This is a genomic window from Bacillus sp. K2I17, from assembly GCF_002209985.1.
In the GTDB taxonomy this organism is placed as follows: domain Bacteria; phylum Bacillota; class Bacilli; order Bacillales; family Bacillaceae_G; genus Bacillus_A; species Bacillus_A wiedmannii.
In genome coordinates, this window is sequence record NZ_NJGF01000043.1 from 1 (window position 1) to 25,302 (window position 25,302).

The 25,302-nt window shown below is 33.9% G+C and carries 17 protein-coding genes and 3 pseudogenes; 5 read left to right on the forward strand and 15 right to left on the reverse strand.

The genetic code is table 11. The features are described 5' to 3' along the window. Positions 1-1,013 (reverse strand): annotated as a pseudogene (gene tnpB / locus CER22_RS26965) (IS200/IS605 family element RNA-guided endonuclease TnpB); the annotation flags it as partial. Positions 1,014-1,628: 615 nt separating this feature from the next. Between tnpB and CER22_RS26975 the strand changes: the two are divergent. Then, on the forward strand, positions 1,629-2,033 hold the full coding sequence (locus CER22_RS26975) for a DUF3221 domain-containing protein (RefSeq protein WP_000494391.1): 405 nt from the start codon (positions 1,629-1,631) through the stop codon (positions 2,031-2,033). Between the two features lie 327 nt (positions 2,034-2,360). Here CER22_RS26975 and CER22_RS26980 read toward each other — a convergent pair whose 3' ends face one another. Further along, entirely contained in the window at positions 2,361-3,092 is a 732-nt protein-coding gene (locus CER22_RS26980) for a M15 family metallopeptidase (RefSeq protein ID WP_088610080.1), read from the reverse strand. Between the two features lie 258 nt (positions 3,093-3,350). Between CER22_RS26980 and CER22_RS26985 the strand changes: the two are divergent. Beyond that, positions 3,351-3,606, forward strand: a pseudogene (locus CER22_RS26985) (SunI/YnzG family protein). Positions 3,607-3,753: 147 nt separating this feature from the next. Here the strand turns inward: CER22_RS26985 and CER22_RS26990 are convergent. Further along, positions 3,754-4,050 (reverse strand): annotated as a pseudogene (locus tag CER22_RS26990) (ATP-binding protein); the annotation flags it as partial. A gap of 443 nt (positions 4,051-4,493) precedes the next feature. On the opposite strand from CER22_RS26990, the gene CER22_RS33285 reads away from it, so the two are divergent. After that, on the forward strand, positions 4,494-4,670 hold the full coding sequence (locus tag CER22_RS33285) for a hypothetical protein (protein ID WP_168216128.1): 177 nt from the start codon (positions 4,494-4,496) through the stop codon (positions 4,668-4,670). 677 nt (positions 4,671-5,347) lie between these two features. On the opposite strand, the gene CER22_RS26995 is transcribed toward CER22_RS33285, so the two are convergent. The 5 genes from CER22_RS26995 to CER22_RS27015 all read right to left on the reverse strand — a co-directional run bounded on the left by CER22_RS26995 (position 5,348) and on the right by CER22_RS27015 (position 13,783). Further along, on the reverse strand, positions 5,348-8,587 hold the full coding sequence (locus tag CER22_RS26995; RefSeq protein ID WP_088610081.1) for an NACHT domain-containing protein: 3,240 nt from the start codon (positions 8,585-8,587) through the stop codon (positions 5,348-5,350). Between the two features lie 133 nt (positions 8,588-8,720). Further along, a complete protein-coding gene (locus CER22_RS27000; RefSeq protein WP_179211941.1) occupies positions 8,721-10,448 on the reverse strand; it encodes an ATP-dependent nuclease in 1,728 nt (575 codons plus the stop codon). Positions 10,449-10,757: 309 nt separating this feature from the next. After that, positions 10,758-11,510 (reverse strand): HNH endonuclease, encoded by a 753-nt coding sequence (locus CER22_RS27005; protein ID WP_088610083.1) that lies wholly within the window; start codon positions 11,508-11,510, stop codon positions 10,758-10,760. Beyond that, positions 11,507-12,772 (reverse strand): AAA family ATPase, encoded by a 1,266-nt coding sequence (locus CER22_RS27010; protein WP_088610084.1) that lies wholly within the window; start codon positions 12,770-12,772, stop codon positions 11,507-11,509. Before CER22_RS27010 ends, CER22_RS27005 begins: the two co-directional genes overlap by 4 nt. Positions 12,773-13,510: 738 nt before the next feature. Then, the gene (locus CER22_RS27015) at positions 13,511-13,783 is read right to left on the reverse strand and encodes a hypothetical protein (protein ID WP_256943745.1); all 273 of its coding nucleotides are present in this window, start codon (positions 13,781-13,783) and stop codon (positions 13,511-13,513) included. 625 nt (positions 13,784-14,408) lie between these two features. Here CER22_RS27015 and CER22_RS27020 point away from each other — a divergent pair. Beyond that, complete coding sequence (locus tag CER22_RS27020; RefSeq protein ID WP_088610085.1) at positions 14,409-14,615, forward strand: hypothetical protein; 207 nt, start codon at positions 14,409-14,411, stop codon at positions 14,613-14,615. A 237-nt stretch (positions 14,616-14,852) separates the two neighbouring features. Here the strand turns inward: CER22_RS27020 and CER22_RS27025 are convergent, their stop codons facing one another. From CER22_RS27025 to iolG, 7 genes are all read right to left on the reverse strand, one after another. After that, positions 14,853-15,644 carry a 5-deoxy-glucuronate isomerase gene (locus CER22_RS27025; RefSeq protein ID WP_088610086.1) on the reverse strand — a complete coding sequence of 264 codons (792 nt, stop codon included), beginning with the start codon at positions 15,642-15,644 and terminating at the stop codon, positions 14,853-14,855. Between the two features lie 105 nt (positions 15,645-15,749). After that, the gene (locus CER22_RS27030) at positions 15,750-16,595 is read right to left on the reverse strand and encodes a class II fructose-bisphosphate aldolase (protein ID WP_088610087.1); all 846 of its coding nucleotides are present in this window, start codon (positions 16,593-16,595) and stop codon (positions 15,750-15,752) included. Between the two features lie 128 nt (positions 16,596-16,723). Continuing rightward, positions 16,724-17,620 carry a myo-inosose-2 dehydratase gene (iolE, locus tag CER22_RS27035; RefSeq protein ID WP_088610088.1) on the reverse strand — a complete coding sequence of 299 codons (897 nt, stop codon included), beginning with the start codon at positions 17,618-17,620 and terminating at the stop codon, positions 16,724-16,726. Between the two features lie 122 nt (positions 17,621-17,742). Further along, positions 17,743-19,677: a 3D-(3,5/4)-trihydroxycyclohexane-1,2-dione acylhydrolase (decyclizing) gene (iolD, locus tag CER22_RS27040; protein ID WP_088610089.1), complete on the reverse strand. Its 1,935-nt coding sequence runs from the start codon at positions 19,675-19,677 to the stop codon at positions 17,743-17,745. A gap of 154 nt (positions 19,678-19,831) precedes the next feature. Beyond that, positions 19,832-21,295, reverse strand: coding sequence for a CoA-acylating methylmalonate-semialdehyde dehydrogenase (locus CER22_RS27045; RefSeq protein ID WP_088610090.1), 1,464 nt, complete (start codon positions 21,293-21,295; stop codon positions 19,832-19,834). Positions 21,296-21,373: 78 nt separating this feature from the next. Then, complete coding sequence (gene iolC / locus CER22_RS27050; RefSeq protein WP_088610091.1) at positions 21,374-22,372, reverse strand: 5-dehydro-2-deoxygluconokinase; 999 nt, start codon at positions 22,370-22,372, stop codon at positions 21,374-21,376. 99 nt (positions 22,373-22,471) lie between these two features. Continuing rightward, entirely contained in the window at positions 22,472-23,497 is a 1,026-nt protein-coding gene (gene iolG, locus CER22_RS27055) for an inositol 2-dehydrogenase (RefSeq protein WP_088610092.1), read from the reverse strand. Positions 23,498-23,990: 493 nt separating this feature from the next. On the opposite strand from iolG, the gene CER22_RS27065 reads away from it, so the two are divergent. Next, on the forward strand, positions 23,991-25,271 hold the full coding sequence (locus CER22_RS27065; protein WP_088610093.1) for an MFS transporter: 1,281 nt from the start codon (positions 23,991-23,993) through the stop codon (positions 25,269-25,271). Positions 25,272-25,302: the final 31 nt, after the last annotated feature.

The window sequence follows — 25,302 nt, forward strand, 5'->3', positions numbered from 1 at the left end:
CCATTCACGTAGGTTTAGATTTTTAACGTCTTTATTTTGATATCCACAACAAGAACATAATTGGCTTGAAGCAAATGTTTTTGATACGACAATGACTTGTTTGCCATACCATTTTGCTTCATATTCCAATATAGTTCGAAACTGTGACCATGATACCTCACTAATCGCTTTTGCTAACTTACGATTTCTTAACATATTCGATACTTGCAAATCTTCTATACCGATAATATCGTGGTTTTTGATGATTTCAGTAGAGATTTTGTCCAAGTAATCTTTTCTAGCATTTTCCATGTATTCATGAATTCTAGCTACTTTTACTCGTTGTTTATTCCAGCGAGAAGATCCTTTCGTTCTTCTAGAATGAACACGCTGTGCTTTTGCCAACTTCTCTTCTAACGATCGAAAAAACTTCGGATTTTCATAGGTTTTTCCATCTGACAGAATGGCGAAATCTTTTAGTCCTACATCTATTCCAATGTGAGAATGTGTTTTCGGTAGTTCCTGCACTTCTATCTCAACTAACAATGACACAAAGTATCTGTCAGAAGGATTCCGTCTAACTGTAGCATTTAAAATACGTCCCTTTACTTCACGACTTTTGGCAAATCGAACAAGACCTAGTTTTGGCAATTTTATTTTGTTTCCTATAACGGCAATGTTTTCATTTGTTTGTTTTGTGGTGTAAGATTGTACGTTGTTCTTCTTAGATTTGAAACGCGGGGCACTGTTTTGTTTTTGAAAAAAGCGTGTATAAGCATCCGCAAGGTTGCGAACAGACGACTGAATCGCAATACTATCCACTTCTTTTAGCCAAACAAATTCTTTCTTCATGGCAGGAAGTTTGGCAGAGCATGTACCATATATGTCAAACCTTTTCCTGTTTCTTTGTATGCATGATCCCATAAGGATAGGAAATGATTGAATATAAAGCGGGAACAACCAATCGTTTTGTTGATTAGAATTGCTTGTGCTTGATTTGGATAGATACGCAATTTATATGCTTTATTAATCATTATCATTTCACCTCCTTTTGGATATATGTCTATTGTACAACAAACGTATATTCGATAGATAGTGTAATAACAGTTTGTTTATGTCGAACAATTAAGATGGCTTCCTGCCATCCCTTGTCCGAAGCCAATTCATCTCCCACCTACCCACTTCGCGTTCCTTGAGGAAGGAGTCTTCTTGTCTAAAATGATAAAATGCAAAACCTTTTGGCTACGCCAAACAGAAATTCATCTCCCACCTACCGTTGGTCTACGCACTTCACACGCTTGAGGAAAGAGAATTTTTTCGGGGAATTCGTTAAAAAAATCAAATTTTATTACTCAAGGCACCTTCGAACTTTAGAAGGAACAAAAAAAGAAGAGGGATTTCCTCCCCCTTCACCAATAAAATCAAACATATTTACAATTAAGGAAGGGTATACATTCATCAGGGGATGAATGTAATAATAATATTTCACCTAGTGAATTATAACACAAATCCACTTCCATTAACGGATAATTTTAACATTTATGGATTATATGTGACAGAACTGTTAAACATCTTAATATTAAAAGGTTTTATATGAAAGAACTAGAAAATTGCTAGTGTAGGGATAAAATATAAGGGGGATATGTATTATGTTTACAAAAAAACAAAAATTAGTAACAACCGTAACAGCTTTAACATTAGGATGTGGATTTACTTTCGGATTAACACCGGCATTTGCAGATTCTAATAAGGCGTCTGTAAGCACTGCACCTATTTATTCTATTCATAAACAAGAACAAGATCCTTTTACTGGATATGTCATTTCAGTAGAAAACAATTATTTAGTGGTTGCTTCTACATCTACAAAAGATGAAGCTCTCGCTTACCAAAATGATTGGTGGGAGTTAGTAAATCAAAATAAGATTTTAAGGGTTCCTATTTCAGATGGTGAAAATTACACTATAGGTGAACAGTTAAATGTTTATGCTGCTGCATGGACCAAATCTTTACCACCAATTGCTGTAATGCCTAAAATTGAAAAAGTACTTCAATAGATTATACTAAAAATAACAGGGCATTATTCTAATTAGAATGATGCCCTGTTATTTAGTGAAAAACCGAATACGTGATATTTATATTCTTTTTCGTTGCTCTCTGATTTCTATATTAACCTAATACTTATCATTCTGCACCTGACGCAAGATCCTACACCTCACATTACTGTAAAGATATTACTCACCATCTTTCATCTCTAAAATAGTAGTATAGTTTACAATCCCATGGCATACCCTTTAAAAGTATTAAGAAATATCTTGTTTCATACCCCTATCTTTTACACTCTTACTGCTATCGCAAACCAATTTAATTCTTCAATTCTATTTTCACAGATTCATATATTCTTCTAAAGTCAGTTTTTTCTTATATATACTTTCAGCAATATCCCCTACATAGCGAATATGCCACGGTTCATAAGCGTATCCAGTAATACTCTCTTTACCCTTTGGATAACGGATAATAAATCCTGCACGATGCGCATTTTCTTTCAGCCATTTTCCTTCTTTCGTATTCGCAAAGACTAGCTCTAGCTCATTATTTGCACTTTTAGAAGAAACATCCATTGTTAATCCTTTTTGATGTTCACTATGTCCAGGCTTTGCCGAGAAGCGATCTGTATGCTCTTGTCCTTTTCTTTTTACGTTGTTTGCATACAGGTTTTTTTGATAATCATAGGAGCGAAACCCAGAAACAGCATTCAACTGGATTCCTTCTTTCTTTGCTAAATCAAATAACCTTTCTAGTGCTTCTGCTGCCTCTTTACGAAGGTAACTCTTTTCTAGCGTTCCACTGAATGAAAATGGTACATTTGGTACAACTAAATCTTCCGGTTTATAGTCTTCAGGCAATCCATATTCTTTATTAACTACAGCTTGTACACTAGCAAAAGAACTCGCTATGTTATTTGAAGTACCATTTCGCTCTCTATTTATGGAGTTTTCACGAGTTTCATAGTTTGTCTTTATTGGTTCTTTACCAATAGATTGATTGGTGTAAACGATAAAGATACCTACTATCACAATCATACAAGTAAAAATTCCTACTAATTTAATTCTCATAATTCATTTCCTTCCTGCCACTCTTAATGTTTCTCGGTCATAATACTACAACCATATCAAATTCATATTAATTTGAAGTGAACTTTTGTTCTTAACATATTTCTTAATAGAAAGACAGCATATCCTCCTATTCGTTTGACACGCTAAAGATACTAACACATAGAAACCAATTCTATTCCTACATATAGAAAAATAATCTAAAAATTTGTATAATAAGATTAGAAGTGTAGCATTCTATTATAGAAAGGTCTTGGTATGATGCTAGGTATTCATGTTAAAACAAACAAAAGAAGAGTTAATTATTTCATGGCAATTGGCGAAGATTACGATTCCATTAAGTGATGTGATAGAGGTAACCGAAGATGCTACCTATGCGGGTGTTGAAGATATTAGTGCAATCCGTATTGGAACTGCATATGGAACAACGGACCGTATTTTAATAAAAACGGTAAAACAAAATTATGTATTATTTACGACAAATAAAGTTTCAATTTTAAATGCTATTCTTGCTTAATAATCTATATATACTTAATCTCTCGTAAAACTTGCGTTAAGTACAAAGATGCGAAGTCTATTCCGAGACTTCGCATCTTTGTGTCATGAAAACCATTTTTAAACTCCTTTTATACTTCATTAATGACTCACACAAGACCGTCATATCTTACTGCTCTGCATCCCACTTATTTAAACGGAAATAGAAAAGTACACCGTCCTCCGTATTCATTACGCCGTACTCAGCAGCATGTAATTCCAATATATTTTTTACTATGGCCAACCCAAGACCTGTACCACCGCAAACACGTTTTCTTGATTTATCTACTCTATAGAACTGACCCCATATTTTATCTATGTTTTCTTCTGCAATATGCGATCCTTTATTTTCAAACCCTATATATACGTCATTTTCTTCCTCTTTTACATCTATCACAATCAATTGTTTCGCACCTGTATAACGAATCACTTTGTTACAAACAATGGATCCGGAATCACGTAAAATAAACTGTATGGAAGCCCTCTACAGTTTATAGAATCAGATACCTGTCCCTTTGTTAAGAAAACGTAAATAACATCCTTCTTCCCATTTACTATTGGTTACTCAAATACCACATATTTAGTAGAACTGTCTCCCTCTTCTTCGATTGTTACTACTTTCATTACTTGCCCCATCACTTAACCAAATTACCTTAAGCAAGTCAAACTGATTTTTACTTTCCCCGCTGCACCCTTAACTCTAAAATTCCACCCTCACCTCAAAATATGGAGTCAACTCTATTCACTTTACCCCACATATTCGAATGTTTTATGATAGAAAATAAGTTCTTGTCGAGACTTGTCATACACTGTACACTGAATACGTGCCGTCTTTGTCCTTCTCTTTTATAGAGGAGGTGACAATAGAACGTGGAGAATACTAGAACCGCCCGCAAACGTTCGGAGAGAGAAAAGAAACGTAAGCGTCTTTTTTCTTTTGGTACAATCGTTACAGCATTCAGTTTCCTTAAAAATGTGCATTATTTTTTCACTAAAAGTGAAGTAGGTAAAGGTATAACTGAATATGTAAAACATCTTCTTAAATAAAAAAGTGCCGCTATAAATAGCGACACAAAGCCTAGTTTGTAGTTATGATTGGGTTTCAAGGTGAAGTACTGACCATACTTTCATTGCACATGACCAATGCAGTATCATTTTGAAGTGCAAAGACGTTGAAACCTAGCATACTACTCTATATAGTATTGCGACATAAAGTGCTTTTATTCCTTTCTGAAATACGAAAAAAAGCCTTGGTGACCAAACCAAGACTTTTCAAAGAACTTTCGACCTATCAATAGAACGAGAATCAGAACCACCCGACTTCTTGTTCATTATAATCTAGCTTACAACCTCATTGTACTATACGTTTTTTATATTTTCAACAGTCTGCATCCCTTTCACTCAACATTCATACTTTTCAATTCTGAAAGTAACATTAAAAATATGTTAGGTGTAGACTACGTTCCCACTTACCATATGACTGGTGTGCTGGGTGTAGATAAAATATAATAATGTTGATGTAGTAGTATTCACCTAAAAATTCTCTTTGGATTCCTTTTTCATCAATTTATCTTGGTAATTGTAACTAAAATTAAACATAATTTTCATCAAAGTAGAGAATCTTGGCTATATCCAACCTTTAGCAGCACAGTTTTGATTTTAATTAATAAATATTTCATCAATAGTTATAGAACTGGCCTCTAAAAAATTTTGAGCTTTTATCTTCAACTAAAGATTTTTTTGTGGATTTCTTTAATGTTCTTTTTTAATAAGTTACTATTTTTATCCTCAAGTAGCCTTAACCAATCAATTTTCCCCTTTGAATATTCTTTCATCATCCATAATATTATTGAATCAAAATTTTCTACTTTACTTTTATAATCTTTTAGATTTTTACTTGTTTTTTCATCTATTGAACCTTTACTAATTTCATCTAAAACATACATAAAGAGTTCATCTAATAAAGTCTTATCTACTTCTTTTAGCAAGAAGTGTACAAAATTTTCAAACCTATAACAATTATTAATCCCTAAATCTGTATCCTTTATTATAAGAGAACTATTCCATATATTTATGCAATTATCCATAAAATCTTCTAACTCATCTATGCTCCTCAAACCATCTTTGAAGTTTTTTATAAACGGATACAACATTTCAACCTTACATATTTCATCATCCTTATAGCTACTATAAGTTGACCACATCCCAAATAAAATAAACAATTTTGTTTCTCTAGCATTTGCGTTTTCAAATTGATTAATGAGTTCACTTACTTTCCTAGGAGTAATTTTGCTACATAAACTCATAAGGCTTTCTTCTCTTATATATCTCCCTTTACTAAAACTTGATGAATACAACAGCATAGTACTCACTATATTCAGTACATGATAATTATCATATTTATTAAAATACCTTAAAATATTACACTTATATTCATCTTCAACAGTATTTAATTTTAAACCATCAATAAAAATACGATTTATTTTTTCATCACCAAATTCAGTAAGAAAATCTTTTATAAATATAAAGCTAGCTCGATCAAAAAAGAAAATTATTAAATCTTCAGCTAAGAATGGATCACTATCAGTTCTATAGTCTTCGACTCTTCTTCTCAATAATTCTAGTTTATTTATTAGAGCGTCTGAGGTATTCTGGGATTCCTCAATCTCTTTTAATTCCTCATTAACTCGTTCGCTCATATTTTTGGGAACTTTCTCTATAAATTCTATTATTCTGTCAACATTACCATCTTTCATCCCAATGAATCCCGCAAATACCTCTTTTCCACAATACTTCTTTATACAATAAAGAACGTTATAAATAATCTCCTCGTCTTTACTGCTAAGTAATTCGATGAAATAATTTTCAATATCAGTAAATGATTCTTTATATGCTTCATCATGGTAAAATTTATAATTACATGAAAACGCTGGAGCTAATGCATAAATTGAAAATAAGATATGTAACCTTCCTTCTTTTCCTAATTCTAACAATTGTTTTATAAGATCAATTGAATATTTTGCCTGACTTTCTAAATAAATATCAAATACTGTTGATAAGTGATTTTCTTTAGTCAACAAAAAATTATAATCCTTGTTCTTTTTCAGCTCTTGTATAATTAGCCTTATAAGTCCGTTGCTATTATAATACGTTGCAATAAGCTTTTTTACTGTTATATCTTCTTCATATTTATTCGCAAACCATTTTTTAATACAACGCCTAGCACTACTTGAGAGAGTAGTGTTATCCATATGAGCATAAATATTATCAAGAAGTTTTATACTCATATCACTAAGCCGATCTTCAATATAACCGATATCATATTTTGCAATTAATAAAAAAGAGTCTTCAAATAATAAATTGGAAGTAATCTCCTTTAACTCCAATTCTCCTGTGCTAAGTAAATATTTCGCAACAAAATAATCTTGAAAGTTTTTGTGCTCAAATTTATATAAGCCATCATTTTGTTTTTCTATGAATCCATAATTTATAATTATTTTCTTTAACTTGGATAAATATCCTAAATCTATTTCTACACCTAATTCATTTAAACCATTTTTGATATACTCATTAAATTCTTTTTCAGTTATTAATAAGTTATAGTTTTGTGTTGCTTTAAATGCAATTATAGGCAAGATATATTTAATCTCATCCGTAAAATTATTAACTTTCTTATCATTCCAATTCAATATATTATTCATTAAATAACTTAATAATTCATAATCATTTTCAAAGCTCTGAATTAGTTCAATTAAATTGTTGTTGGATTCTAAATAATTAATGAGCATACCTAAATATAGTGGTTTTAAAAGTACTTTAATTTTTGAATCAGTTAAATAATCGTTTAAGGTATTCCTTTCGTATTCCGAATTTGTATACTTTAGTATTATGCTAATAATGGTATCCTTTGATAAAGGGTTAATATAAAATTTATTGGAATAACCATTTAAACATTTTAAATGGTTTAAATTATCAATATTTCTACTACTAATGTAAAATTTATTATTAATTAAATAGCTATCTCTGATACATTTGCTCAAAAAGTGATCAACCTCATTGTCTCTTATCTCGTCGAATCCATCTAAAAATAGTTGAAATTCACCTCTGTCCAATAATTGGAGAATTAATTCTTCTGACACTGAATATCCTTTACATTCTATGTTGTGTTTAACTATTTCACATAAAGTTTCACCATTATAATTAATTAAATCTATGAATATAGAATATTTCTCAATATTTAGGGACTGTAAAAAAGACTTTTTCATAAACATGCTTTTTCCAGTACCTCCACTACCTATAAGCAAAGCACAGCTCTGACGTGTAAAACCAACATAGTTAATTACTTCCGTTTTACTTGAATCGGTAATATCAACATGAAATAATTCTGTATTAGTCAATCCTAATATAGTTTTACTACTTTTTGACACTTTCTCTCGAATAAAGTCTTTATAAATTTTCTTATAATAACAATTAAAATCTTCTATCTTTTTTATTTTACTAATGTCAAGCTTTAGTATATCTTGAGCTTCTACTTTTGCATCAAAGTTCGCCTCTATAATTTCAATTAGTGTTTCTAACCAAACAAAATCAACTTCCCAGTTCATCTTTTTGCATTCTTGTTTACAAGCATTTATAATTTCATCTTTTGATCTTGAATTGCTTACAAGAACAATTTTTGAAACAGATTTGCTTTGTTCCCACTCAATCACTTTTTTTAGGTCATCAAGCATTTTATTTTTCAAATCTTTTTCTACTGTTGTATACTGGACAGCTATAATCTGTCCAGTAACTTCCTTATATGAGTCAGGCGTACCTTTAACAGTTTTATTTTTATACAAATGATTACCTTTATTAATTAGATAATCGTATTCTTTATTATAATATTTTAGAATTTTGTCACCAAGTCTCTGAAATAATGATGAGTCCATACTCTCTAATTCTTGAATTAATTCTTTCTTATTCAAAAAAATCATTCCTATCAATTTTTTTCAATGGCTTCATTAAATTTATATACTGTGATAATACCATTCAGTAAGTAAATATATATTTAAATACAGAACACGAAGATCATTCAGGTCCTGTATTATATATTCACTGTTAAGGAGTAAGGATTTCTTCTAACTGGTCAGAAATTTCCTCTGGTAGCTCCTTTACTAATTGTTTAACGATTATATTTTTAAATTCTACTAGCTTTTGATGTGCAATAAAATTTTCTGTTACAGCCTTCAGCATCGCAAGGGGTTTACGATCTTTTTTAGGCATAGGTAATTCAAAAAAACCTTCAAGGTCTGGATCAAATAAATGTGGTTCACAAGTAGTACAAAAAGTCATACATTCAGCTATATGCTGATTTAATTTTTGATGTCTTATGAGATTATTACCTTTGGCTTGTGAATCGCTATCTAAGATTATCGAATGGTTAATCCCAAATAGACTTAAAAGTTTTATGTATCTATGAATATTGTATTTACCCATAGCATCTAACACATAAATCTTATATTTTTTTAGATCTGCCCATTCATTATCCATTAAGTATTCAATTAGTATTTTTTCTGTTGCTCCTTCTGTGATAATTACATGATTAGCAAAAAACATAGAAGCTCGTTCAGAATCAAGCCATAATTGATACCTGAATTTTTCTTCCTGAGCAAGAATTTCTTCACTGTCTAATTCAGTCAAGTCTCCATCAAGCAATACCTTAAAATCTACAGCATAGTTAAAAAAAGCTCCTAGCTCTATTTTGCTAGGCTGATGAAGATAAGATAAGCCTTCTTTTTTATTAATTTTAACAATTTGATTTAACTCTTCAGTTGCTTTACCAATAAAGAGTGAAGAATGACTTGTGAGTATAACTTGATAATCTTCTTGTCGTGATAAGACCTTTAAATTATAAGCTAATTGGTCTTGTTGAGTAGGGTGTAGAAATGCCTCAGGTTCTTCAAACAATAAAATAGTAAGTTTAGGATTAAATTCCTTCTTCTTTGTTTTCTTTTCTTTTTTAAAACTAGCAGATACTTTGATTAAATTAAATATCACAGACCTTTGGAATCCGTGGCCATATTGTTCAATGTTAAATTCTTCATTATTAATGTTACCGTCACTAAAATGATAAGATATTAAACTTTTAGTAATTTCCTCTGGTGAGATTGGATTTATTTTGAGCTTGAAAGAAATATCCCATTCTTCTATGTCTTGATTGAACGATTTTACGATATTATCGAATACTCCATTCTTTTGATTAGCAAAAGCATTAAAGTTAGTAAATGCCTTCGTCAAAGCCTGATAACTTGGATGTTGGTCAACAACTTCCTTAAATAAAAAATTTATAGTATCTCTCAATGGAGAAGGACCACTCATTTTCAGACTATCACTTGCGGAACTTACTGCAGGAATGTAAACAACATCACCTAATTTAGCATTCCCCACATTTTTAGCACCAAAGAATAATTTTCCCTCTAAATTTCCGTTAATTACTGCATAGAGGTTACTTTGATTACTAGCGAACCTTTGCTTATCTTTTGACTCTAATAGTTTTCTTACGGTAAGAAGTTTCTCATTAGTCTTATAGTCATCAGGTAAGTTAGCATATTCTTCATCACTTAAAGCATATGTTATTTGAATCCAAGATTCACTATCAGTTGCACCGGTCTTTGGGAAATCTGTTTTCTTATTAAATTTGATTTTCTCATAAAATGTGAGTATTGCATTAACAACTGTGGACTTCCCAGCATTGTTTGCACCAACTAGAAGATTATAATCATTTAATTCAAAGCTCTGATCCACAATTGATCGATAATTATGTATTTCTATTTTATGTAATTTCAAATTTATAGTTCCCTTCTCATTATATTTATATCTATAATTTTAATGTAATATAATGTTAAAAAATAGAGTTTATTTTTAGATATTACAATCCCCCCCATTATTTAGCCCAAATAAAAAAAGGACTTTTACGAATCTGTAAAAAATCCTTTTTTCTTTATTTCAATATTAACTGACTAGCAACTTCCACATGCGTAGTATGCTAAATGTAGATAACAATTAAAGTAAAGAATGTAGTGGTATTTACCTTTATGCATCAAATTCATGTGTATGAGCAATTAATGTAAAAGTAAACTATTTTTTATACATAACCTATAACTCTTCTTCAATTACCCTCTTGGCTCTCTCATACTCTTTGCTATTTTTAATAATATCCCTTGAAAAAGCCGTATATTTCTCAGTTGATTTAATCAGCATTTCAATTGATTCCATGGAATCTCTTAGATTCACGATTCTATTATGCCGCTTTCTCGGTGTTTCACTACTTTCAATTTCTCTTAACCATTTCTCTAAATTTTCTATATACGAAGAAAGACCAATTAACAAATCAGCTCGTGCTCTGAAAAGCCTTGGAGAATTTAATCCTAATTCTCTAATAGTTCTTTGTGCAACATCCCTATCTGGAGCTCCTTCTCTTACACACATTCTAATATCATTGAATTTGAAAAAATCTTCCGGATTAACAATACTAGGATTCACTATAGGTTCTTCTAGAGTATCTAGAGTTCCTTTTGCTTCATTACACTTCCTACAAACTGGGAGTAAATTACTCCAAGCAAAAGTTAAATGTGGGTATTCTGACTTAGGTATATAATGTTCTACCTCTATATTTCCACTCTCAGCTGGTTTGCTCTCACAAAATGCACACTTCTCATTACTTATTGAAAATAAGGCATTTTTAATATCGTCATGCCTATAATGAGCAATTAAAGTTGATTTTAGTTCTTTTGGTATTTTTTTATAGCTTCCATATTGTCCTACTGCTTGAAGTAAATTACTCGTCCATTCTTCATAATTCTGTTGTAAGATTTCAGGAGGAGTGGTCGGTTTCTCTAAAAATATCACTTTTCATTATCCTCCACTTGTAGTTGTAACTCAGCTAACTTGATTCTTAATACAGAAGTAATTGTATCATTTGGATGAGATACCTTCTCTATTTCTCTTAATGTCTGTTTAAATTGATTTAAATCTCTCACATCAAGCTCTTTATATATTTTATCAATTAATCTAGCATATTCTTTATTCTCAAGACTAGAGACGCCCATGATATCTTCTAGTATTTGGTCCGTACTCCACCCTGAGTAACTTTTTTCACTTGGCTTTACATTAATCTTATCTTCACTAGGGATAACGATAATTTCACCTTTATGTGCCGTTGCAACAATGTGCGGAGAATGAGTTGTTATAATAAATTGTAACTTCGGAAACATCCTTCTCAAGGAGTCGCTTATAGTTAATTGCCACTCCGGATGAAGATGGACATCTAGTTCATCAATAATTACTGTCCCTATAGCTTCTTCCACCCAAATGTTTTCCCCGTCATTCGTACCTTCAATCCATTCAAAAATACTTAGTATCATAGATAAAACAGATTGAAAGCCCGCTGACAATTCTTCCAAATACGTTTCTTTACCATAAAGGTTAAATTTAGGTTCTAGATCTCTCTCAATCCCTAAAAATGCGAATTCACTCCCTTTAGGTCCTATACATTCAATGTTTTTTAACAGCCAGTCCCAATTTCTTTTTTCAAATTCTGCCCAATCCTTTTCAATAATGAAATACCTGTTTATCAACCATTGTTTAACATTAGGCATAGCAGTACCGTTTAAGCGTGCAGCTGCACCTTCACGATAATACTTCCTTTGACTTGAGGCAACCTCTTCTCTAGACATCCCACTAACATACTGATAATCCAGCTTTCTGTATGCACCGATAAAAAGTGGTGCGTAAGCTGGAACCCAATCATTTATTTGGCTAAAGCTGAAAGCTTGCTTCTCAAACCCTGACTGAGGAGGAGCATAGGTTTTTATCCTACTTTTCCTATATCCCTCGGTCGTTGCCCAACCATTTGCTAATCCGATGCGATAATTTTTATTATTATATGTAAAGTCAGTCCAAATTTCAGAATCTTCTCCGAATCTTGTATCTTCAATAGAGTTTGATGATACACACATAGATAAGGCTCTTAGTATAGATGTTTTTCCACTCCCGTTAGGACCAACTATAAAATTAAAACCCTTATTAAACTCAATATCAAGCTCCCTAAAACGTCTTACATTTTTAGCATGGAAAGATGTGATATACATATTTTCGGTTTTATTGCTCAAAGCTAATTCCCCCTTATATTTCTCTTAAATCATGTCTAGAAAGCTGGATTATTGAAAAACAAATTTCTATTACTTTATCACCATACCGTCCTTTTATCTGCCCCGTAAATTTGTTAATAAGAATATAAGCATAACCCTTGCAGAAAAACATTAGTAATAGGATTTTTGTATCATGAAAACAGGGAAAAGACCTGAAAAGTACGTGTCTTCCCAATTTCTTTTAATTAATATACATCCCTACTTTTTATTTAATATGAATATTTTAATTATAAACTATTGCATCCCTAAAAGTAACCGGCTTTCTTAATTTTATCTCCTTTTAATAATCCGTTTATAATTATATTTTAAAATACAAATAATAAATATGTAAAATGTTCGAAAGTGTAATAGAGGTTAAATATATCTTTAACAAAACCTTGTGAAGGTAAGAAAATAATTATTTTCTTACCTTCACAACATGAAAGACTGCATACATTATAACAATGAATATTCTCAAAGGAAGAAAAGCTTTAACATATCTATCGAAAAAACATGCGAGTTTTGCAAATCTTTTTTTAAGATTATCCCAATATGTAATTAATAGTTCACCTTAACTTTACATCCTCTGGAAATATAATTACTACTTCTTCCCTTTAACTGGCTTTAATCCCAAATCCTATCCATCTATATCTTCAATTACAAATTCTTTATTATTGTAATCTGTTTTATCTAATGAACGGACGATTTTCACATTCGGCTTTATAAACTCTCTTTTTGAAGTTCTTCTTGATTTTTTGTGATAAAGTAAGCGTCATAACCATATCCATATAAATCCCTATTTGGAATTACTTTTTGCCTGTTAGACTTAGTTAAGATAATTTCCGTTGTATCCTGATATAAACAAATGTGCGGTTGATTGATATTCATATACTGGACAGCTTTAAAACCCATCTTTTGTTCATAAAAATTTGCAGTTTTTATTATATCTGGTGCTGGAAAAATACAGTGTGGCTCTATTAATAAATTCTTCATTTTGTCTTCTCCGCTTAAAAATTTCGGTATTATTTCTATACTGGGTTTATATATTCCTTCTTCAACTAAACTTAGTTAAAGAACGCCTCAATTCCATTATATGGTACCTAACTGATAAATCAATTAATCCTATTCCCAAACAACAAACTTTACGAAGACAGCGTAAAAAAACAACTAACCATCCCATCCAAGCTCATTCGTGTACCACCATATAATTATTCTCTTTCATTGCATTCCATTCTAAATTAAGAGTATATCAAAGTAATTAGTAGCAATTTTAAGGTGAATAAAATATCCAACACTAAAAATCACTTTTTATTTGTGCAGGAGCAGCTGAGTTAAATACCTCCAAATTATCATCCCCCTTAAATGAATTAAGCCCTTTACTTTAAGTATATAAACTTACCTAACCAAAACTAAGAAAATATCAAATCATATCTTTTTAGATAGAAGAACCACATTTTCGAATTTCAATTCTGTACCTCTTTATTCACCACTAACATTTTCTTATTAGTTAACTTTGCAATATAAGTTTGTATATAATTCCTTTCAAAGACACAAAATATCGGAGTGTCTATTAATAATTCCACTATTTTTTTCTCATTCAAAAAAGGAGCTGTATAATATGGACAAAGAAAACCTATTAAACGAACAGATTAATCGCATCCCATCGGATGCCCTGAATACCCCTAGTAAGGAGCAAGAACAAATGCTAGAAACATCATCTCAAATGAAACATAATCCAATCAATAGCAATAAAGATAGCAACCAAGACCTATACGGAACAGACTCACCCATTTCAGATGTAGATAGAACAACAAACAAAAAATAAATTACAAAAAAACTCAATAACCAATAAACTAATTTTTTCCATGAATAACTAGCAAGTCAAAAACACAGACCAAAATAAAAGATTTATTTTACATAATTTCTGATAGAATTCTCCTGCTTTAAATGTTTGCAGGACAATAATCCGGCGATAACAGTAAGAGGGATTTTCCTTTCCACTTACAAATAAAAAAACGAGCACCTTATCACTATGAAGAGGATTGCTCGTTTTTATTTTGGTCTATTCCTTTTCTGGCCAAATTTTCGCGTTTGGTTCTAATAACCACTTGTGGTCTTCCTCCATGATACGATCATTCCAAGGATTATTCTCAAGATGTCGAATCATCCAACAAAAATACATGGCATATCCAGGCGCTGTTGCTTGTGGATGGTCTAGCTCACCCGGAATTGTAATAAAGCTATTATGTATAACGCGATATGCATCCTCGCCAACCATTGCACATCCAAATCCCTGTGGCTTATTAAAGCGATAATAATATACTTCTGGCTGATCATGGTGATGTGGTGGATAACTGGACCATCGCCCTGGATAAGAAATAACTTCCCCTACTACCATATTAGAATATGCTGCATTGTTATAGTCAAAAATCGTACGAATAACACGCTGTGCTGTTCCCTCCCATACTCCATCTCCAGCTACAACACTTTGACACTCATTTGGAGTATATAACTTGGATGCAAATTCTTGATCATTATCTGTTTTTTGAACAAGCACTTCACTATCTGAAAGAGCAGTAATTGTAACCTTCACATTTTTAGATACATGTAAACACCAAGGGTTTTCTTCAAACACAGACTGTCTTTGAATAACTTGTTCCATTCCTTCCCACTCTAAACGTATTGTCCCTTCTAGTAAAAGTACTGCCGTTTCATTTTTATTATCAAATAGCGACTCTTCTTTTCCATTAGACATCTTATATATGCCTATATCCATTAACATACCACTGCATTGACCGTTCATTTCTGTTAATACATTATAACCCTCATTTAATTCACCTAATTTTCCTAACATGGCTTTCTCCTCCTTTTAATTAATGGATTCTCTAGCATTCTCTACTTTTGTCAGCTAACTACATTCCGAGTTTCTTCTAACTAGTGATGAAGAAAGTTTTTCTGATTATGCTCTGTTTTCACTTCCGAATATTTGCATATGACTTTTAACGTTTTCGTATGCAGCCCTAATAACATCCTGGTGGTACGTAAAGTAATCTGAATACGGAGTATTCATGACGGCAGTGTTAACCGTAGTAATTACATTCTGAAATGTGGCTGTTGCTACATTAATTTTACGAACACCATGTTGAATACATTGCTTGAAATCCTCTGAACTAATACCAGAACCACCATGTAATACGAGTGGAATATGGACTACCTCATTAATCTCTTGTAGGCGGTCTAATCGTAAATCAGGGTCTCCATTGTACATACCATGCGCATTTCCAATTGCAACAGCTAACGCATCTACGTCTGTTTCTTCTGCAAATCGTTTTGCTTCTGTAGTGCTTGTCAGCAACATTTCAATATCTTCTGACCCGTCCTCACTACCACCAACTCTACCAATCTCAGCTTCTACCGTCGCTCCATACTGTTTCGCAAGTTCTACAATTTCTTTTGTCTTTTGGATATTCTCTTCTAACGGATAGTGAGAGCCATCAAACATAACCGAACTAAAACCAATTTCTAACGTCTCTTGAATCTTTTCAAATGTCATACCGTGATCAAAGTGAACTGCTACTGGAACAGTTGCTTGTTTCGCTGCAGCTACCATCAAAGGACCAATCATATGAATTGGCGAATGATTCAACCGAACTTCTGCAATTTGTAGAATAAGCGGTGAACTTAACTCTTCAGCTGCTTTAATAGCTCCCATTACCATTTCCATATTCGCGACACTAAAAGCTCCAACCCCATAATTCTCTTGATTTGCTCTAATTAAAATATCTTTCATTTGAACTAATGGCATTACATACTCCCCTATTTCAATATTAATTATTACATGTAAAACCAACCGTCACGTCTTTTTACCCCTTTTGTAAGAAGAGATGTAGATTACCATCCCATTTACTTAGGGATAATCTTAAAATGCTTAAATTACAGACCTGCTTTTTCTTGTATAAATTTTCTGGCTTTTAATGCGTACTCAAAAGGATTCGCCAAAGCAGGGTCTTGCTCTGCCTCTACCACAAACCATCCTTGATAATCAGAGTTTGCAAGGATAGTAAACACTTCATCAAACACAATTACGCCATCCCCGGGAACTGTAAATGCTCCATTCTTCACTGCCTGTAGGAAACTTAATTCGCTTTCCTTTACACCATCTACTACTTCTTGACGAATATCTTTTAAATGTACGTGTTTAATACGAGGTAAATATTTCTTCAAAATATAAAGTGGCTCTTCTCCTGAAAAAACAAGATGACCTGTATCAAAAAGAAGAGATACAAGCGCTGGATCAGTCATGTCCATTAACTTTTCAATTTCTGCCGTTGTTTGAACACCCGTACCCATATGATGATGGTATACAATATGTAGCCCCTTTTCCTGAGCTAATTTACCGAGGTGATGTAATCCATCCGCAAGCTTATCCCACTCTTCTTCTGTAAAAACAGGCTTATTTTTAAATAGTGGTACATCCATTAACCCTTGAATACTATGCCCTTGCTCTGAAACAACGATGACTTTTGCACCCATGTCATGCAAGAAATCCCTATGCTTAATAAATTCTTCTACCGTCTCTTCAATCGGCTTCGTTGTTAAAAACGTACTAAACCATGCACTAGCAATCTCCAAGTTTCGTAATTCCAAAGATTTTTTTAATACAACTGTATTTCTCGGATATTTATTACCTACTTCACTTCCATTAAATCCAGCTAGTGCCATCTCACTAATACATTGTTCAAACGTATTTTCTGCCCCTAGCTCCGGCATATCATCATTTGTCCAAGCAATTGGTGCAATACCAAGCTTAACTGTATTTTCTTTAAACATCCCCTTGTCTCTCCTCTTTAAAAAATGTGATAGAATTTCGCCAAATTCTCTTAACTGGTTATTGAAAAGAGAGCTTCCTAATCAATATGCATGTAGATAAAAAGCTCTCTTTGTGTCCTAATCTAATAAGATCTTGCCTGTTGCAAGTTACTTACTTTACTCTCGTACGCCGCTTGTGTACTTTGACTTTTAGATACTTCCGCAACACCAACATGCCACCATGACTCGTATCCATTTGTCATTGTTTTTGGTAATACTTTAATATCAATTAATGTGGAAACTGTTTGTTTTTTCGCATCTATAAGCGCTTCCTGTAATTGTTCTAGTGATGTAACATGATATGTTTTCACACCATATCCAGCTGCGCTAGCTGCAAAATCAATTTTCATAATTCCCGCGTCTAATTTACGAGTTTCCTGGTTTCGGTAACGAAACTCTGTTCCAAAGCTCCCCATTCCATTACCCATTTGTAAGTTATTAATACAGCCAAATCCGGAGTTATCAAACAATAAGACGTTAATTTTTTTGTTTTCTTGAAGACTTGTGACAAGCTCAGAATGAAGCATCTGGTAACTACCATCCCCTACCATTGCATATACTTCCTTCGATGGTTCAGCTAGCTTTGCACCTAGTGCACCCGCAACCTCATAGCCCATGCAAGAGTATCCATACTCCATGTGATATGTATTTGGTTTTCTTGATGCCCACATTCTTTGTAAATCACCTGGAAGACTTCCTGCCGCTCCAACGATAATTGCATCTTCATCCAGAAATGTATTGATTTGTCCAATGACTGCAGTCTGTGTTAATTGTGTACCAAGTGCGTCTACATACTCATTTAACTTTCCATCGAAATGGCCTTCTACTTCTGGTGTGAAATCTTGACCTGTAAAGCGAATATTATGTAGACGTGATAATTCTATTTCCCAAGCCTCTTTTGCATCAGCAATTTCTACTGTATAACTAGATCGATAATTAATTACTTGCAGTTCATCAATTAGAGCAAGAAGCGCTTCTTTCGCATCCGCTATAACCTTTAATGCATCCAGCTTATTCGCATGGAATTCTGAAATATTGATGTTTAAAAACTCAACTTCCTCATTTTGAAATAATTGTTTCGATGCCGTTGTAAAATCAGTAAATCTCGTCCCGATCCCAATAACAAGATCCGCTTCCTTTGCAATTGTATTAGCCGCTACATTTCCCGTTACCCCAATGCCGCCTAGATTATATCGATGACTACTTTCAATCGCACTTTTTCCAGCTTGTGTTTCTCCAAATGGAATGTGGAATGTTTCAGCAAACTGTTTGAGTTCTTCTGCCGCTTCTGCGTATCTTACACCACCACCGCAAATCATAACTGGCTTTTTCTTTCTCTTAATCATTTCCACTGCATCCGCTAAGCTGGCTTTTGTAGGTAGACGACGTTCAATACGGTGAACACGCTTTTGGAAGAAGTAATCTGGAAAATCCCATGCTTCCCCCTGGACATCTTGTGGTAAACAAATTGTTACAGCCCCTGTATCTGCCGGATTCGTTAAAACACGCATCGCTTGAATCATAGCTGTCATCAATTGTTCAGGACGATTTATCCTGTCCCAGTACTTACTTACTGCACGGAAAGCATCATTTGTAGAAATAGATAAGTCATGTGTTTGTTCAATTTGTTGAAGAACAGGATCGGGTTGTCTCGTTGCAAATACATCTCCTGGAAGTAATAAAACGGGAATATTATTTGCAGAAGCTGTTGCTGCAGAAGTAATCATATTTGCTGATCCAGGACCAACAGAAGAAGTACATGCCATAATTTGTTTTCTATGTTTTTGTTTTGCAAAGGCCATCGCAGCATTTGCCATTCCTTGTTCATTTCTCCCTTGGTATACTTCTAATTCCCCTGCATCTTCTTCTAAAGCTTGACCTAGTCCTACTACATTTCCATGACCAAAAATCGTAAAGATTCCCTTAATAAACTTTTGTTGCTTTCCATCAAACTCTACGTATTGCTGATTTAAAAATTTCACCAAAGCTTGCGCCGTCGTCATTCTAACAGTTTGCATATGATTTGCTCCTTTCTATCTCTAACAGTCATTCTGCATATGAAAAAGGAGTATTAGGAATTTAATAGACTCCTAATACTTCCTTCTTATGTTTTACTACTTGCGTTACTTTCGCTTCCAAGCAACTAGACAGATTCTACTTCTCTCTTATTGATTACTTTTCCCAACGAGATGTAAGCATTTTCTTTCTTGTATAAAACTCAACGCCGTCCGTACCGTTCGCATGGAGATCACCATAGAAAGAGTCTTTCCAGCCAGAGAACGGGAAGAATGCCATTGGCGCCGGAACCCCAACATTCACACCTAACATACCTGATTCAATTGTTTCACGGAATTGACGTACACTTGCCCCGCTATCTGTATAAATGCAAGCTCCATTTGCAAAGCGAGACTCATTGGCAATTTCAATCGCTTCATCCAATGATTTCACACGAACAATAGATAAAACAGGAGCAAAGATCTCATCTTGCCAGATTTTCATTTCTTTTGTAACATGGTCAAAAATTGTTGGCCCAACGAAGTAACCAGCTCCTTTTACAGCTGTATCTTCGCGTCCATCACGAACTAATGTAGCGCCCTGTTCTACACCTGAATCGATGTAACCAATTGTGCGCTCTTTATGGTTATCACGAATAACAGGTCCTAAAAACACATCTTCATCAAGACCATTTCCGATGATAATTTTGTTCGCTTCTTCTACTAGTCTTCCAACTAATTGATCTGCAATTTCTTCTTCTACTGTTACAACAGAAGCAGCCATACAACGCTCACCAGCTGAACCGAATGCAGCACTAATAATTTGCTTTGTTGCTAGTTCAAGATTTGCATCATTTAATACAATGGAATGGTTTTTCGCACCCGCTAGTGCTTGAACACGTTTTAAGTTTTCTGTTCCTTTTTTGTATACATATTCTGCGACAGGCTGAGAACCTACAAATGAAATTGCCTTCACTAATTTATGTTCAAGAAGACCGTTTACTACATCGTGAGCACCATTTACGATATTTAATACACCTTTTGGTATGCCTGCTTCTGCAGCTAATTCTGCTAATCTTGCTGCTAGAAGTGGTGTACGCTCTGAAGGTTTTAATACGAATGTATTACCACAAGCAATTGCAAGTGGGAACATCCAGCATGGAACCATCATTGGGAAGTTAAAAGGTGTGATGCCTCCTATAACACCAATTGGGTAACGATACATCCCAGACTCAATACCTGTTGCAATATCAGGTAGCTGTTTTCCCATCATTAATGTAGGAGCACCTGCTGCAAACTCCACGCACTCAATACCACGAAGAACTTCACCGTAAGCCTCGTTATAGCTTTTTCCGTTTTCAATCGTAATGAGTTTCGCTAACTCTTCCCAGTTATCTACTAATAATTGTTGATATTTAAATAGAATACGAGCACGTTTTGGTACAGCAGTTTTAGACCAAGACTTGAATGCTTCATTTGCTGCTAGTACAGCTTGTTCAACATCTAATTTTGTTGAAAGTGGTACTTGAGCGATTACTTCTCCTGTTGCAGGGTTATATACAGCTTCCATCTTAGTTGAAATGGATTCTACCCATTCGCCGCCAATGTAGTTTTTTACAATTTGTGCTGTTTGTACTGTCATATTCATTCTCTCCCTTTTATGTAATGTAGAAGCGTCCAATAGGATACGCCCTTACTTGATTATTGATTCATGACGTTTCTATACCAATTCCTCAGCCGTTTCCATGAATGCAGAAATCTCTGCTCTTGTTGGCATTGCATCAGAACAGCTATGTTTAGAAATAACGATCGAAGCAGAAGCGCCTCCTAATCGCATCGCTTGAGGAACCTCAAACCCTTGCATTAAGCCATAAATAAACGCAGATGCATACGAGTCGCCAGCACCAAACGTCTTTAACACCTTTGTTTTAAAGATACCGCCTCGGTGAGATTGACCGTCTCTCGTATATGCGATTGAACCATCCCCGCCATGTTTAATTACAACGATTTTCGCATGATGAGAAAACCATCTTTCAGCCGTAACTTGGTCATTAGACTGTTCATAGTTTAATAGTTTTTCCATCATATCGAATTCTTCACGCGTTCCAATAATGACATCAGATTTTTCGGCCGCTAGATTGTAATACACAGCCGTTTCAGCTTCTGACTGCCATGTATACGGGCGGTAATCCACATCAAAAAATACAACTACATCATGCTTACGCGCATATTCTAGTGCTAAAAATACCGCCTCGCGAGAGGGACTTTTCGCTAAAGCTGTTCCTGAAATTAAGAGTGCTTTTGATTGTTTAATATAGTCCTCAGATACCTCTGTTGGATCAAGATTTAAGTCTGCGACATTGTCGCGGTACATTAAAATACTGCAATCTTCAGGGCTTTTAATTTCTGTAAATGCTAAACCTGTCACTGCACCTGTACGATCTATACATATCTGATCTGTATTAATATTATTGTCCTTTAGGTACCCCGTAATAAAGCGGCCCATTTGATCATCAGATACTTTACCGATAAATCCTGTTTGTAAGCCAAGACGTGCAGCACCAATTGCAATATTTGCAGGAGAACCTCCTACATATTTAGTAAACGTTCTTGTTTCTTCCATAGGACGTTGTGTTTCATTAGCATTTAAATCAACGCATAAACGTCCAACCGCAATAAGGTCTAATGGACAATCTTCTTTAAAAATAAGTGGATTCATTGTTACTACCTCCCATGCTTTATGAATAAATGATATGGTTCATATTTTTATAAACCAACTATTCATTACTCTTTATCCATCTATAAGTAAGCGCTCTCTTTATTGATTTAATGCAGGCTGTTTATGTTCAATTTGTACAGGTTTTCCTGTTAGTAAGGATTCCTTCGCAGCTTTCGCAATTCGCTCCGCTTGTAACCCATCATTACCACTGCAAATAACAGCTTGTCCTTCTATAATTGACTTTGTAAATTGTGTTACTTCCTCAATGTAAGCCTGCGTGTAACGCTCTAAGAAGAAATAAAGCGGCTTATCTTTTACAACACCTTCTGTTTTTGACACTTGAACTGTTGTCGGGCAGCAATTATCCGCAGCAACCGCGCCTTTTTCACCAAACACTTCCACACGCTGGTCATATCCATAAACAGCTTGTCGGCTATTATCAATTACCCCTAAAGCTCCATTCGCAAATTTTAATGTGACAATTGCTGTATCAACATCATTTACTTCCTGAATGGATGGATCAATTAATGTTGTTCCATATGCAAATACTTCAACCACTTCACTATTCATCACATAACGAGCCATATCAAAATCATGAATCATCATATCCATAAACAATCCGCCTGAAGAGCGAACATATTCTATACTTGGCGGTTGTGGATCGCGTGACGTAATTTTTAAAATATGTGGCTGTCCGACTTCGCCTTGTTGAATAAGATCATACACTTTCCTGAAGTTAGGATCAAAACGACGATTAAAACCTACTTGAAGTGATACTCCCTGTTCTTTTACCACTTCTAATGCTTCTAATGTTTCTTCTACTGAGAAACTAACAGGCTTTTCACAGAAAATATGTTTTTTCGCAAGAGCTGCTTCTTTAATAATTTGCGCATGTGTATTTGTTGGTGAACAAATAAAGACAGCATCAATTTCTGGATCTGCTAATAAATCCTGATAGTTTGTAGTCAGATTGGAAATTCCTTTATCTTGAGCCCACTTTTCTAGATGACCAATTACTACATCTGAAACCGCTTTAATTTTTACTCGTGGCATAAGCTGCAAATTATCAACATGTAGTTTCCCAATTCGTCCAGCACCAATAATCCCAATCTTTAAAACGTTCATATGATTTCTCCCTCTATATTAAAATTTAAGAAACGAAATGAAAGTCTATAGGGTTTAGCGCATCAAATTAGTTAAGCGCTTTCCCTATTTTTCTTCATTATACACACTTGATTCTAAATTGAAAACATTTTTATTTTTTTGAACACTCCCTTTTCATCCGAATTTTAAGTTCCCTCAATAAACGTATTACATAAAAATAAAAAATAATAATTAGAAATAAATCATCTAAAAAGCTATAAATATATTCTTTTAAAATACTGATATAACAAAGAAAACCAAGCCTTTTAAATAGTAACCCCCATCTATAAGGTATTTCTTTCTTTTCATACTCACTATTATTTTATTGTCCAATAAGTAAATAGAATGCCTCTATAAAAGAAAGTTGTAAATTGTCAAAAAATTTAATTGACGACCTCATAATGTAAGCGTATACTTTTTTTGTCAAAAAGAATTAAGCGCTTAACCAAAAAAATAACTTATCGGTGGTGGGAGAATGAACTCTATTAGTTCAAACAAAACATTTATGGACAGGATTGGGATCCCTTCTAATTTAACTTGGGGATACATAGGAATTATCGTTTTTATGATTGGGGACGGGTTAGAACAGGGATGGTTATCCCCTTATCTCGTTGAAAAAGGACTAACGCTAGAACATGCTGCTTTTCTATTTACTATTTATGGAATAACTGTATCTGCTTCTTCTTGGTTTTCGGGGGTATTTGTACAAATGTGGGGACCAAGAAAAGTAATGACGTTTGGTTTAGTATCATTCATTTTAGGCTCCATTGGGTTCATCGGTATAGGAATTCAACATATGAATTATCCCGTTATATTACTTTGCTACGCTCTACGAGGATTTGGTTATCCCTTATTTGCTTATTCCTTCCTAGTTTGGGTATCTTACAGTACTCCTCAGCAAATGCTTTCAAGAGCAGTTGGCTGGTTCTGGTTCGTATTCCAGCTAGGGCTTAGTGTGATAGGAGCCTTTTATTCTAGTTATATGGTTCCAAAAATCGGAGAAATCGCTACATTATGGAGTGCTTTAATTTTTGTTGTCGTAGGGGGATTATTCTCAATCGTTGTAAATAAAGACAAATTTAAAGCACAAACCGTAAGCGCTAACAAATCTAGTGAATTACTAAAAGGCATTACTATCGCATTTGAAAATCCTAAAGTTGGTATAGGCGGTATTGTAAAAATTATAAACTCGGCCGCTCAGTTTGGATTTGTTGTTTTCCTACCTACCTATATGATGAAATATAATTTTACGATGACAGAATGGCTTCAAATTTGGGGTACTCTATTCTTTGTAAATATGGTGTTTAATATTATTTTTGGTATTGTTGGAGACAAGTTTGGTTGGGTAAATACGATTAAATGGTTCGGAGGAGTCGGTTGCGGAATTGTAACTCTTGCACTCTATTATGTACCACAAATGGTAGGACATAATTATTGGGCAATATTATTTGTTGCCTGTTGCTACGGAGCAACACTTGCCGGTTATGTACCTCTTACAGCATTAGTCCCATCCTTATCTCCTGACAATAAAGGAGCTGCAATGTCTGTCTTAAATTTAGGTTCAGGATTATCAGCATTCGTTGGGCCATTAGTAGTAACTGTCTTCATCGGTCCATTAGGTGTTGGCGGCGTGATGTGGATCTTTGCTGGTTTGTACTTCTTTGGTGCATTTTTAACTCATTTCCTTACTATTCCAAAGGAAAATGAGATGGAGCAGGATTTAAATACGAAAAGCGGTGAACAATTCTCAGTATAAATCCTAAATATAAAAGAAGGTCATCCTAACT